Source organism: Sphaerospermopsis reniformis, assembly GCF_005402885.1.
Classification (GTDB): domain Bacteria; phylum Cyanobacteriota; class Cyanobacteriia; order Cyanobacteriales; family Nostocaceae; genus Sphaerospermopsis; species Sphaerospermopsis kisseleviana.
On sequence record NZ_BJCE01000031.1, the window covers coordinates 1 to 14,042 of the forward strand.

Consider the following 14,042-nt stretch of genomic DNA (forward strand, 5'->3'; position numbering starts at 1 on the left):
ATATCAAAGGTTAGAGGCTGATAAACACAGAAATTAGTGCAAGGGTTTTGAAGGGTATACCGGAAAAAGTGTGCATTTTTTGGGATTTCAAGAGATGGCAAAGAAATTTTCCAATCTCCTCCTGACACAAGAGGGCAACCACGGGGGGTTTACCCCTACTGACTCCTGACTCCTATGCCCTCACGGAAAGACTTTCTCAGCAACCCCTAGATAGTTTCCTAGTTCTCAAACAGAGAAATAGTGTTGTAAAAAAAGAAACTCTCTCTTTAAGTGAAAGGGTGTTTAAGTGTGATAACTGTGGATTTGAATTTGACAGGAATTTAAACGCAGTTATTATTCTCTTAAAAACTATCAGTTAGGCAGTGTTTGCCTGTGAATGGGGTAGTGCCGACATTACCAACATGAAGCAAGAAGTAAACTAACCTCAAAGTATATTTGAGTAGGTTTTATATAGTGGTTTACATAACGGCATATAGTGTTATATTTTGTAATACGCTGTGCTTGTTGCTGCAATAGGAAAATTGCTGGACAAAAGATAGCGGTATGTTCTTTTGCAATTAAATCTCAGGTAAATCCCAAATGGTGATCCTGAACAAATGGCCTATATCTGGCTAAAAGGGGATTAAAAAACACCAAGCTTCACTATCTAAATAAACGTAATAAACGTAATGTCAGGGAAAGCAAATTATCTAGATCAAGGTACTTCTTCTAAAAGTGCGGTGCATAAACACTTAAAAAAATAACGCGGCTATTTTAACATGGGTGAGCAGAAATGTAAACCTCAAGTTAAAATTTTTTTTCCCTAATTTTCCCTTAATTTTTAGTGATTATGTATTTCCCGACCGCTAAATCTTAGATTTTTTTCTTTGCGGTAGCAACATTTGTCACATTCATAACTCAACAATTTCACGATTCTTTCAGGAATAAAATATGAATCATCAATCATTGAATCAGGGTCAAAACATCACAATGACAAATATGGAAAATAGGTCAACTTATCAAGGTCAAAGATGGTTAGTTGAAGAACGGGATGCTTGTGGTGTAGGCTTTATTGCCCATCGCTGCAATATTGCCAACCATGAAATTTTGGCAAAAGCTTTAGATGCGCTGACTTGTTTAGAACATCGGGGTGGATGTAGTGCGGATCAAGACTCTGGAGATGGGGCGGGTATTTTGACGGCGATTCCTTGGGAATTGTTGCAACAAGAAGGATTTAAAGTTGCTAATACTGGTAACATGGCTGTAGGAATGATCTTCTTACCCCAAGATGGGGAATCAGCCAAAAAAGTTAAAGAAATCTTTGAACAAGTAGCAAAGGAAGAAAATTTAACTGTACTGGGTTGGCGTAAAGTTCCTGTACGTCCAGAGGTTTTGGGGATACAAGCAAGAGAAAACCAACCCCACATAGAACAAGTTTTTCTTTCTTCGGCTGATAAAAGCGGTGATGAACTAGAACGGGAAATGTATCTTACCCGTCGTCGTGTGGTGAAAGCGGCGAAAAATATTTCTGAAGAATTTTATGTCTGCTCCCTTTCCAGCCGTACCATTGTTTATAAAGGTATGGTGCGATCGGCGGTATTGGGAGATTTTTACCAAGATTTAAAAAATCCAGCTTTTAAATGTGCCTTTGCTGTTTATCATCGTCGCTTTAGTACCAACACCATGCCCAAGTGGCCTCTAGCTCAACCCATGCGGTTACTAGGTCACAATGGGGAAATTAACACTCTGTTGGGTAACATTAACTGGATGATGGCGCGGGAAGCTACTTTAGATCATCCGATTTGGAAAGGACGCGCTGAAGAATTTAAACCTTTGGTAAATACTGAAAGTAGTGATTCTGCGACTCTTGATAACGTGCTAGAGTTATTGGTACGTTCAGGACGTAGCCCCCTGGAAGCTTTAATGATGATGGTTCCAGAGGCTTACAAAAATCAACCTTCTTTAAAAGATCATCCTGAAATTGTTGATTTCTATGAATATTACAGTGGTTTACAGGAAGCTTGGGATGGTCCGGCGCTGTTGGTATTCAGTGATGGTAAAAGAGTTGGTGCGACTTTAGATAGAAATGGTTTAAGACCGGCGCGGTATGTGATTACTAATGATGACTATATCGTAGTTGCTTCCGAAGCGGGTGTAGTTGATTTCCCAGAAACGAGTATTATCGAAAAAGGTAGATTAGGCCCTGGACAAATGATTGCTGTAGATTTAAACAGCAATGAAATTTTGAAGAACTGGGAAATTAAACAACGTATTGCTAAGTTACATCCTTACGGCGATTGGTTGCAAAAATACCGTCAAGAGTTGCCAGATTTGGTAAAACCATCAGCTAATGGCAATGGTAACGGTAATGGTCATTATGTAACTGAAAGTTCTGAAATACCCGATAAACAAACTTTACTGCAACAACAGATCGCTTTTGGTTACACTAGCGAAGATGCAGAAATGATTATTCAGCCGATGGCGAATACTGGTGCTGAACCGACTTTCTCTATGGGTGATGATATTCCTTTGGCGGTTTTATCAGAAAAACCCCATCTGCTGTACAACTACTTTAAACAGCGTTTTGCCCAAGTAACAAACCCACCCATTGATCCGTTAAGAGAAAAATTGGTAATGTCCTTGACGGTGGAACTGGGAGAAAGAGGTAATTTATTAGATCCGCAACCAGAACACGCGAGAAGATTAAAGTTAGATTCGCCTGTTTTGACTGATGCTGAGTTAGAAGCGATTAAATTATCTGGTTTTGGCACTGCTGATTTATCAACTCTGTTTTCTATTGATGCAGGTCCTGATGGTTTGAAGGCGGCGGTAGAATTTTTGCAAAAACAAGCTGCGGAGTCGGTGCGGGCTGGTGCGAAGATTTTGATCTTGAGTGATAAGATTGCCCCAAGTGGTGAAAAGGGTATCAGTGCTGATTTGACTTATATTCCGCCTTTGTTGGCTGTAGGTGCAGTTCACCATTATTTGATCCGCGAAGGTGTGCGGATGAAAACTTCTTTGGTGGTGCATACCGCCCAATGTTGGAGTACACACCATTTTGCTTGTTTGTTGGGCTATGGTGCGGGTGCTGTTTGTCCTTATATGGCTTTGGATACGGTGCGTGACTGGTGGGCTGATCCTAAGACTCAACAGTTTAGGGAACGGGGTAAGCTGAATAATATTACTCTGGATCAGGCGATCGCTAATTATCGTCAAGCTGTAGAATCAGGTTTGTTGAAAATTCTCTCAAAAATGGGAATTTCCCTGCTTTCTAGCTATCAAGCGGCGCAAATTTTTGAGGCGATCGGTATTGGTGGCGATTTGTTAAATTTAGCTTTCCGGGGTACTACTTCCCGCATCGGTGGTTTAAGTTGTGCTGAACTGGCTCAAGAAGTGCTTTCTTTCCACAGTAAGGCTTTCCCTGAGTTGTCTGCTAAGAAGTTGGAAAATTTGGGCTTTGTCCAGTATCGTCCCGGTGGTGAATATCACAGTAATAGCCCGGAACTGGTGAAGGCGCTGCATAAGGCTGTAGATGGTAAGCAGTATGACCATTATGAAGTTTATAAACAGCATCTAAAAAGCAGACCTGCAACGGCTTTAAGAGATTTATTGAATTTTGCCAGCGATCGCCCATCTATTCCTTTAGAAGAAGTAGAGTCTGTCAGCGAAATCGCTCAACGCTTCTGTACTGGTGGGATGTCTTTGGGTGCTTTATCACGGGAAGCACACGAAACTTTAGCGATCGCCATGAACCGCATCGGTGGGAAATCTAACTCTGGTGAAGGTGGGGAAGATCCAGTTCGTTACAATATATTAAATGATGTTGACGAAAACGGACATTCACCCACTCTACCCCATTTGAACGGTTTGAGAAATGGTGATACTGCTTCCAGTGCCATCAAACAAGTCGCGTCTGGTCGTTTTGGTGTGACACCGGGATATTTAGCCAGTGCTAAACAAATCGAAATCAAAATTGCCCAAGGTGCAAAACCCGGTGAAGGTGGACAGTTACCTGGTCCCAAGGTTAGCCCTTATATTGCCATGTTGCGCCGTTCTAAACCTGGTGTAACTTTGATTTCACCCCCTCCCCATCATGATATTTACTCAATTGAAGATTTAGCGCAGTTAATTTTTGACCTGCATCAAATTAACCCCAAAGCTCAGGTTTCTGTGAAGTTAGTGGCGGAAATCGGTATTGGTACGATTGCTGCCGGTGTAGCAAAAGCTAACGCTGATATTATCCAAATTTCTGGACATGATGGGGGTACTGGTGCATCTCCTCTGAGTTCTATTAAACACGCTGGTAGTCCGTGGGAATTTGGATTATCAGAAGTGCATCGGGTGTTGATGGATAATGGGTTACGCGATCGCGTAATTCTCAGAGTTGATGGTGGTTTAAAGAGTGGCTGGGATGTCCTGATCGCTGCTTTAATGGGTGCTGAGGAATTCGGTTTTGGTTCGATCGCCATGATCGCCGAAGGTTGCATTATGGCGCGGGTGTGTCATTTAAACACCTGTCCCAAGGGTGTAGCGACTCAGAAAGAAGAACTGCGTCTACGCTTTACAGGTATTCCTGATCACGTTGTTAACTTCTTCTATTTCATCGCTGAAGAAGTGCGGAGTCTGTTAGCGAAGTTGGGATATCGTTCTTTAACAGAGTTAACTGGTAGGGCGGATCTGTTAACCGTGCGTTCTGATGTCAAGCTAACAAAAACCCAATCTGTGAATTTAGATTGTTTAACTAAGTTACCAGATGCTAAATCTAACCGTAGCTGGTTAGAACATGAAGAAGTTCACAGTAATGGACCAGTTTTAGATGATCAGATTTTAGCGGATGCAGAAATTCAAGCAACCATCAAAAATCAATCTACTGTCACCAAGACTTACAAAGTTGTGAATACTGATAGAACCGTAGGATCAAGGTTAGCGGGTGCTATTGCTTCTCAATACGGTGATAGTGGTTTTGAAGGTCAAATTAACTTGAACTTCCAAGGTAGTGTAGGTCAAAGCTTTGGGGCGTTTATCTTACCTGGTTTAACCTTAACTTTACATGGGGAAGCTAACGACTATGTAGGTAAGGGGATGCACGGTGGGGAGATTATTATTAAACCCCCAGCAGATGCGACTTACAACTCAGCCGAAAATGTGATTGTGGGTAATACCTGTTTATATGGTGCGACTGGTGGGGTGTTGTTCGCTAGAGGTTTAGCGGGTGAACGCTTTGCGGTACGTAACTCTAAAGGTACAGCAGTTATTGAAGGGGCTGGGGATCACTGCTGCGAGTATATGACCGGTGGTGTAGTTGTGGTTCTGGGTAAAGTCGGCCGCAACGTCGGTGCTGGTATGACTGGGGGGTTAGGTTACTTCTTGGATGAAGATGGTTCTTTCCCTGAGTTGGTGAATAAGACCATTGTGAAAATCCAGCGTGTAGCAACGGAAGCTGGTGCAAAACAACTCTATGATTTGATTAAAGCTCATAGCGATCGCACTGGTTCACCAAAAGCGCAGTTAATTTTACAAAACTGGTCAGAGTATTTACTCAAATTCTGGCAAGTTGTACCACCTTCAGAAGCTGATAGTGCAGAAGCTAATGTGGAAGCTGAAAAGGCTGGTAAACAGTTGAGTTCTGTTTAGTTAGCGATCAGATAGATCCCCGATTTCTTAGAGAAGTCGGGGATCTGGTGATCAAAAAGTTAGTTATTATCGCAACCCGTGGCAGATGAAAGCAGACCAATAGCGGGGATGTGCAAAGGGAAATTCTGGTTCAGATGGTTGAATTTTTTGTTTGATCAGTCTATTAATTTTGGTATGAATACTATATTCATGTTCCCACTGTAAATATTCAACTGAATTACGAGTATATTTTTTTCTATTTCCTATAAGTTCTTTTTCCTTTTCTTCTATTTGATTGGATATTTCTTGTAAATTCCCTTTTCTCAGTTCTCTTAGCTGAATTTGCGCTTGTTTGAGTGCTTCTGGACGACTTTTACCTAATTGTCGCTGTTGATAGTAAAAGATAGAAAATAAGGCAGTTGCTAAATCATTAACTGACCATAAAGAACTAACTACACTTATCGCACCAGCACATAGAAAACCTGTAGATAGGGTAATCAGATCATCAGTTAAGGCAGGTGTACCTAAATTTGTTTCGCAGCAAGAGAGAAAAACATCTACAAGGTTAGGTAAACGCCAACCAGGTGACATTAATTGACCTAAAGTAATATAACCATCAGCTAATTTTAAAGATGATTCTAAAGGATTATATAAACAAGATTCGGCATGGTGACAAGAGTGGAGAATTTGCACCTGTTCAGCTAGTTGTCGGTAATTTTTAGGAGTGGCTTGACTACTACCTATTAATCTGTTTTCTGCTGGAATGTTATACATTTTGGCGATTTGTTCACCTTCCCATCTAGCACAAGGTAGATCATCTGTTGCATCTTCTACAGTTCCGTATTGTATAGAATTGATATCTACATTTGGGCGTTTCTTGATTTGGTTTTGGTGGCAAAAATCTAAAATTTGACAACTGGGAATATAACGAATCAAAAATCTATCTATTAAATATTCCTGATCTTTTCCTGTGGGTAAACCTGCAAAAGGAATTTGATGTAATAATAAATGAGGTTCGATAATTAATTCTTCTATTCCTTGAAAATGTTGGTCAATTAGTTCTGATAATTGCAAGCGTTCCGAAAGTTCACGCAGAATCGTTTCGGTTTGACTTTCCCATTTTTGATCATCATTTATATAAGGTAATAACCAATTCTGCTCAATCCATTTTTGCAAGGTTTCTAAACCTTGTCCAGTGCAGGTATGAAGAGAAATTTGGTTTTTTCTAACTATAAAAATATGGGTGTCGGTGTTGGTGGTGTAGAAACTGAGAATTACTGTATTTGGATGATCAATTAACTGCTGAATGTCTGATAAAGTGAGGGGGTTAACTTGAATTTCTCCAGCTAAAACCGGATCTTCTCTTCTGAGTTGTTCCCAAATTTGCTGTTTTTCAGTTTCTAGAGAAGCTATTTTTTCGTTATATACTTGCCAAGCAGCGCGTGTTTCACTGCGGGTATTTTCTGATTTATGATTTTGTCTTTCTGCGTCAATTAATTGTTGTAATTCTTCGTATTTTTGTAATAATTCTTGGACTTTTGGCGGTGTATTCTCACTTTGAGAGAGGTTAGCACTTGCCATTAAGTCTACCAGATGTTGAGAACGGGAGCGTTCAGAGTATTCAAAGGCTTTATCTATTTGTTTAGCATTTATACAGGCTTTTACTATGTTTTGATAAATATCAATTGATTCTTCTATAATCTCTTGACGACGTGATTCTGATTTTACCCAACTGCGGCTAGTTTCTACTGCTTCAATGGCTGCCGAATAACCTTCAATAGCTATCTCCCAAATTCCAGCAAAGAAAGCTGTATTACCTAAGTTTCGTCCAGTTCTAAGACAATCTAGTGGTAAGATTAATTCTTTGTATACAACTAGAGCTAACTGGGAATGTTTTATTGCTTCTATAAAATATCCATGCAAGTTGTATATATGTCCAATATTTGTGTGAGTTAATGCCCAGTCCTCTGGAAATTCTTCTTGAGTACGAACTTTTAAAGATTCTTGAAAAGCGACTAAAGCTAATTCTAAATTTTTTTTCCTATCTCGGTTATAAACAAGCTCACCATAACAAATTCCTAAATTCATTTGAGCCATTGCCCATTTATAAGGAGAGGATTTTTGTGTACGAAATTCTAAAGATTTCTGTAAAGCATCAATAGCTAACTTTAAATTATCTGCTCTCCTGTCAGAAATTCTAGCCAGATAAGCAATACCTAGATTATTTTGAGTTGTTGCCCAGTCTTCAATAAAAGTTTCTTTATTACAAATTTCCAAAGCATTTTTAAAAGAAGTAATTGCTAATTCTATGTTTTCCTCTCTATCTTCTTTGAAAATCTCCAGATAAGCAAGCCCTAAATTATTTTGTACATTAGCCCACTGTCTAGGAAAATCTGTCTGGGTAAAAACTTTTAAAGCCTGTTGATAACACTTTATAGACAATTCTATATTTTCTTCTCTATCACCTTTAATTCGATAGCGATAGGCATTACCTAAATTTTCTTGAGTTTCAGCCCACTGCTCAGGAAAAGATGTTAGTGTTAAAACTTCTAAAACTTCCTGGCACGTATTTACAGCTAACTCCAGACTTTCAGACTTATTTTCTCTAAGTCTTTCACGGTAAGCAAGTGCAAGGTTATTTTTACTCATAACCCAATCTATAAAAAATGTGTCTTTATCCCGCACTTCTAAAGCTAAGTTTAAAGCAGTAATAGCCAGTTCTATATTCTCTGCTTTATTCTCTTTTATCCGTTTGATATATGCACATCCTAAATTATTTTGGGTTCTCGCCCATTCTTCCGGTAAATCTTCTTTATTAGTAACTTGTAAACAACTTTCCAAAATAGCAATAGCCAATTCCACATTCTCAGCTTTATCTCCTGTTATACGGTTGAGATAAGCTATTGCTAAGTTGTTTTGATTTATAACCCATTCTTGGAAAAAAAATTCAGGATTAAAAACACTTTGGGCTATTTCATATCCAGCAATAGCGATTTCTATATTTATTTCTGGATTTCCTGAAGTAAATGCAGCAATTCGATTACTAAAAACACTAATATTTGATGCGAATATATCTAACGGAATTAAATTGTCTTCTATAATATCCTTAGACCATTCTTTTATAAATAAAGGTAATTTATCATTAAGTTTGTCTTGATTCAGATCAAGAATTGAGTAAACTAAAGAAGGATTTTCTTCTTCATTATTCACTGCTATCAATAGCATTTGAAGTAGTCCACTATAGGTTATTGCTGATGATGGATAACCTATCATTGCAGAAATTGAATCTGCTATATTATGTAGAAAAACTGCATTATCTTCTTCTCCGTGCGCTCCCATACCAGCAGCTATCTGTTTTATGGTTTGCACTAAATCTATGTCTATTAGATGTTTATTATCATCTAAAATTTCCGGTTCTTCTCCTCTCGAAGAATTGAGCAATTTATTAATTAAATCAAAATAAGCTTGTTTTCTTGCTTCATCCATTGGTAAAATCTTATCTGTAGGTATTATTTACAAATTTATTCAGCCCAAAATCTCCCTCAACTTCTCCATCAAGTCTTCCGCCAAATCTAACATTTCAATTTCATCAATTCCTTCATCACTAGAACTACGATTACTTCCTAAAACCGCAACACCACCAACTAACAAATCCTTCGCAGCAAAAATCCTGTCATTCTCTGTTAATTGACTCAAACAATCTTCTAAACCTGCAATAATTTCATCAATAGATTTATCCTGTAACTGCTTGCGTACCTTCACAGCTACTATATCATCACTTTCTAAGAAAGCCGTCAATTTTTCTATATAACCTGGTTCATCGTCATCATCTCCCCAAGTTTCTAACCAATCACCATCTATATTCTCAAAATATAAATCTACACAATTAATACCATGATTTATCCAATCTTCCTGTAACCTTTTACCTGCTTCTAAATGTTCAAGGTATTGTGTAAAATTATCTGTTTTTTTAATTTCTATTTCTTTTACCATGATGACACTTTATCCTCAAACTGCAAATACAACTAAAAAACTATAAATTAAAAACTATAAATTAAATTTTAAGTAAACTCCTATTGGCAAATGATCGCTATTCTCTAATGAAATATCAACGATTTGCTTAATAAATCCATCCATACCAGGATTATAACTTAAAAATAACCCTCTTTCTATACCCCAATATTTTAACTTATTTTCCCATTTAGTAAATTTATCTTGAGAATTAACATCAGATAAGCTAGTAAGTTGAACACACAAAGGATGTTGTAATTCATAACTAACAATTATATCAGTTGCCATAGCTACATCAGCAATATAAGATTGCCATAAATCCCACCCGCGCTGTTTAATCTCTTTAGCTACTGCTGTTAAGATTTGAGTATCACTTTGATCAAAATTTCCAGCCATTAATTTTTTTTTCCAGGTTTCAAAATCAGGATCTTTTTCTGCCAACCATTGAGGAAAAAGATAACTATACCAATATCTCTGACAAGGGTTCATTTCCTGATAATACTGCTGTCGTTTATCTTCATCAGTTAAACTTTTGATGTCTAAGTAAGTTCTAGCATCAATAATTATCTGTTGTAGGAAAAAGAGGACAAACTTTTTAGCAGTCAAAGAACCAGGTTTAACATCTTTAACCCAACGATTAATTTGTTTTAACCTAATTTCTAAACTGGGATCTATGGTTGATGCTGCCTCAATTAATGACTTGAGTTGTTCCTTAATCTCTTGTGGACGCAAAAATATACACCTAAAAAAGTGATTTTATGTTATCTATTTTAACAGTATTTAATAGTTTTGTCCAGCAAAAAAAAATGAAAAAGTAAAATTCTAAAATTCATTCCCATACAGAGTATGGGAACGAGAAAACGAGAAATATTTACCTCCTGCCTCCTTTCTCCTGCCTCAAGGGGCAACTTCTTATCAATTGATAATTGACAATTGATAATTGACAATTGTTTCATTCAAGGTTTAAAACCTCCTCTTTCAAGGGGAAAAAATCAAAAAATTCCGTTTTTTCAATCCTCTCCCTAGAAGGGAGAGGTAATTGTCAATTGTTCATTGTCAATTGTCCATTATTGAATAGCAGCTAACTGTTGCTTTTGATCTTGCATTTCCAAGAGTTCGGGAACAGTAACAAATTTATAGCCTTGCTTACGGAATCTACTGATAATTTCTGGTAAGGCTTGGACGGTGTGAGTGCGATCGCCTCCACCATCGTGCATTAAAACAATACCCCCTGGTTTTGCCGATTTGAATATATTGTTAATAAGTCTAGGTACAGCAGGACGGGAATAGTCTATAGAGTCAGATGACCACATAATAATTGCATACTTATTATTTCTGGCGTAGGATACGACACCATTAGTCATAATTCCACCAGGTGGACGAAATAAACCGGATTTCACCCCTGTAGTTTTAAAAATAATATCTGTGGTATTGGCAACTTCATAAGCTGCGGCTTGGGCGTTCATGTGATGATACCAATGATGCCAGGTATGATTAGCAATAGAATGGCCTTCAGCAACTATACGTCTAGTTAAATCAGGATAATTTTTTACATTTTGCCCAACAACGAAAAATGTACCTGGAATATTATTTTTTTTGAGAATATCTAGAACCTGGGCAGTGCTTTTTGGCCAAGGACCATCATCAAAGGTGAGGGCAATAACTTTCTGGTTTGGAGGTAGGGTTGCAAATTTAATTGTTGCTCCTTGAAAGCGTGATGGTACATCAGTGATAATACCTTTTGCTTGTGCTTCTTTTTGCCAAGTAGTAAGCATAGCAGCTTTGAATTTCTCAATTCGCTGCTGAGTGCCTGTATTAGCCGCAATCTCATTGATGTTGATACGCTGGTTATTTTGAGCTTTAGAGGTATTTGCCCTCACCAGCATCATTAACCCAATACCCAAAGTACCAGTTAAACACAGCAATACAATCAATATTCCCTGCGTCCAAAAAAATGACTTATTATTTTCCACTGCATAGCTCCTTCAAGGGTTAAACCGTCGCTCACGTTGATGACGGTAGTTTATAACATATTTTTTTTCTAAATGTTAGATACTCAGTTAGGTACTGGTAATCATCAAAACTACAATGGTAAATTACAGAAATTATGAAATTTAAGTAGACAATTTATACTTACTGGAATTTGGTTGCCTCAAACGGTGAAATTTACCATTCAGTTACTTCCTTAAGTATGGAATCTATGACTTGTTTACTTTTATCCATAACTACAGGTAATAAATTAATAATTATTCCACATAACCAGCTTTGAGGAATAGAGTATCTAACCCAAAATAAGGACACATACTATCATTAACATTACTGGAGATGTATATTTTAACCTTGAAGTTTCTTCCTGCCTGTAAAAGAAAAAATAAAATTTTTCACTTGATTTTGTTGTTTTTAGAAATCTATCGAATAGATAGACAAAAAACAACTAATCATAGTTTCCCATGATTGAGTCTGAATTATTTGTTAATATAGATACTGCTGTATAAATAATTCTGAATTGGATTTTATTTGCGCCAAATTACTAAGATTACTCCTGTAACAATAAAACCTAATCCTACAAGACGCATCACAGAAATAGGTTCTCTTAAAATAAAGAAACCCAATAAGACGGAAAATATATAACCAACGGATACCGCAGGAGCAGCAACGCTAAGGTTAACTCTTGTTAGTAGTAATATGTATGCGATCGCACCAATACCATAACAGGTTAGTCCTAATAATAGTTCTGGTATGGTGATCATGTTGAGGATGAGATTAATAATGTTACCTGCATGAACTTTTCCTAGTTTCATGGCTCCTGTTTTGAGGAAAAATTGTCCAGCAACGCTGATGAGGACTGAGAAGAGGAGTAGGCTAAATTCTTGGGGTGACACTGGTATTTCCTGAGTATTTTAATGGTGATTTTTTATTAAACAAAAAGATAGACAAATTAGGGAATTAAATAATTAGATTATTTGAGCTAATTAAGTTTTTGTCAAACCTCCCATTTCCTTTAATGTATAAAGAGGACGACCTTTGACTTCTTCATAAATTCGACCAATATATTCACCTAAAATACCAATACAAATTAACTGCACTGAACCTAAGAAAAAGATGGCAATAGTAATTAATGTGTAACCTATTAAATTAGATACTGGTGCAAATATTCGCCAATAAATAACTAACAAGATCATAATTAAGGCAATAGTAGCTGATATGATACCTAAATAGGTTGCCAGTCTTAAAGGAACTGTGGAAAATGAGATAATACCATCAATTGCTAAGGATAGAGATTTACCAAAGGTATATTTTACATCTCCTGCATAACGAGGGCTTCTTTCAAAAAGTACGGATGTTTGACGAAAACCTACCCAAGCACGTAAACCACGAATGTAGCGGTTACGTTCTGGCATAGCATTGAGAATATCTACTACTTGTCTATCCATTAAACAAAAGTCGCCTGTATCTACAGGGATGTCAACTTTAGCCAAACGTTTGAGAATGCGATAAAAAAGATATGCAAAGATATGCTGTTAAGCGTTTGAACCAATTTTCTTTTTGACGGGACTTGCGCTGGGCATAAACTACTTGATACCCTTCATGCCATTTGTCAATCATGGTTAAAATTAATTCTGGTGGGTCCTGTAAGTCAGCATCCATGACGATAATGCTTTTACCTTGGACAAAATTTAGACCTCCTGTGACTGCGACTTGATGACCAAAATTTCTCGCTAGACTTAGGTAACGGACTCGACTATCATGATGGTGTAATTCGCGGATCATGCTTAAAGAGCGATCGCGGCTACCGTCATCAATTAAAATCAGTTCAACTTCACCGTCTAATTGTTCCATGACATGAGTGAGACGGCGATACATTTCTGTGATGTTTTCTTCTTCGTTGTAGATGGGGATGACTAGGGAGTATATGGGCTGATTCACGGTGATAATTGATTTGATGGATAATTTATAATTACGGTTGGTTAAGTTGAGAAGTTAAGAGTACAAAGATAGTTTGCAGAAAATCAAGAAAATAAGTTTAAAGTATAGTAAAATTGGAGTATAAGCTAAAGAATTAACATGAATTTTACCACTAATTAACTTAACAATGTATAACGCAGAACTCCCAGATAACTTAGGTGATTTTGGAGAATTACTCCGTAGAGTTTTTTCAGGAGAAGAAGTTATTCTTTCTCAAGGTGGTACTCCTGTGGCTCGTATTTTACCTTTTTACCAGCAGCCATTACCGCGAATACCGGGTTTAGATCGTGGTAAGGTGGTGATTGCTTCTGACTTTAATTCACCTTTACCAGAAGATATTTTAAAAGATTTTCTTAATCCCCTAGACATTGAGAATGAAAGTATTACTTGATACCCATGCTTAATGTTTGCTTCTTCGTTGTATATGGGGATAACTAGGGAGTAGATGGGCTGATTTATTATATTACTTATTA

Annotated in this window: 7 protein-coding genes and 1 pseudogene; 2 read left to right on the top strand and 6 right to left on the bottom strand. The window is 37.4% G+C overall.

Going from position 1 to position 14,042, the window contains the following annotated elements; translation table 11 throughout:
* Positions 1-930 precede the first annotated feature (930 nt).
* On the top strand, positions 931-5,613 hold the full coding sequence (locus FFR48_RS06715) for a glutamate synthase-related protein (protein ID WP_137666808.1): 4,683 nt from the start codon (positions 931-933) through the stop codon (positions 5,611-5,613).
* A gap of 66 nt (positions 5,614-5,679) precedes the next feature.
* On the opposite strand, the gene FFR48_RS06720 is transcribed toward FFR48_RS06715, so the two are convergent.
* From FFR48_RS06720 to FFR48_RS06745, 6 genes and pseudogenes are all read right to left on the bottom strand, one after another.
* A complete protein-coding gene (locus tag FFR48_RS06720) occupies positions 5,680-9,078 on the bottom strand; it encodes a CHAT domain-containing protein (RefSeq protein ID WP_137666809.1) in 3,399 nt (1,132 codons plus the stop codon).
* A 39-nt stretch (positions 9,079-9,117) separates the two neighbouring features.
* The gene (locus FFR48_RS06725; RefSeq protein WP_137666810.1) at positions 9,118-9,585 is read right to left on the bottom strand and encodes a hypothetical protein; all 468 of its coding nucleotides are present in this window, start codon (positions 9,583-9,585) and stop codon (positions 9,118-9,120) included.
* Between the two features lie 54 nt (positions 9,586-9,639).
* The gene (locus FFR48_RS06730) at positions 9,640-10,335 is read right to left on the bottom strand and encodes a hypothetical protein (RefSeq protein WP_137666811.1); all 696 of its coding nucleotides are present in this window, start codon (positions 10,333-10,335) and stop codon (positions 9,640-9,642) included.
* A 335-nt stretch (positions 10,336-10,670) separates the two neighbouring features.
* Positions 10,671-11,576 (bottom strand): polysaccharide deacetylase family protein, encoded by a 906-nt coding sequence (locus tag FFR48_RS06735; RefSeq protein ID WP_137666812.1) that lies wholly within the window; start codon positions 11,574-11,576, stop codon positions 10,671-10,673.
* A gap of 540 nt (positions 11,577-12,116) precedes the next feature.
* On the bottom strand, positions 12,117-12,485 hold the full coding sequence (locus tag FFR48_RS06740; protein ID WP_137666813.1) for an EamA family transporter: 369 nt from the start codon (positions 12,483-12,485) through the stop codon (positions 12,117-12,119).
* A 90-nt stretch (positions 12,486-12,575) separates the two neighbouring features.
* Positions 12,576-13,530: pseudogene (locus FFR48_RS06745) on the bottom strand (glycosyltransferase family 2 protein).
* Positions 13,531-13,696: 166 nt separating this feature from the next.
* On the opposite strand from FFR48_RS06745, the gene FFR48_RS06750 reads away from it, so the two are divergent.
* Positions 13,697-13,960, top strand: coding sequence for a type II toxin-antitoxin system Phd/YefM family antitoxin (locus tag FFR48_RS06750; protein WP_137666814.1), 264 nt, complete (start codon positions 13,697-13,699; stop codon positions 13,958-13,960).
* Positions 13,961-14,042 lie beyond the last annotated feature (82 nt).

Excerpts from the sequence above, each read along its gene's own strand:
- FFR48_RS06715 (WP_137666808.1), top strand. The coding sequence starts at position 931 with ATGAATCATCAATCATTGAATCAGGGTCAAAACATCACAATGACAAAT.
- FFR48_RS06720 (WP_137666809.1), bottom strand. The coding sequence starts at position 9,078 with ATGGATGAAGCAAGAAAACAAGCTTATTTTGATTTAATTAATAAATTG.
- FFR48_RS06750 (WP_137666814.1), top strand. The coding sequence starts at position 13,697 with ATGTATAACGCAGAACTCCCAGATAACTTAGGTGATTTTGGAGAATTA.
- FFR48_RS06725 (WP_137666810.1), bottom strand. The coding sequence starts at position 9,585 with ATGGTAAAAGAAATAGAAATTAAAAAAACAGATAATTTTACACAATAC.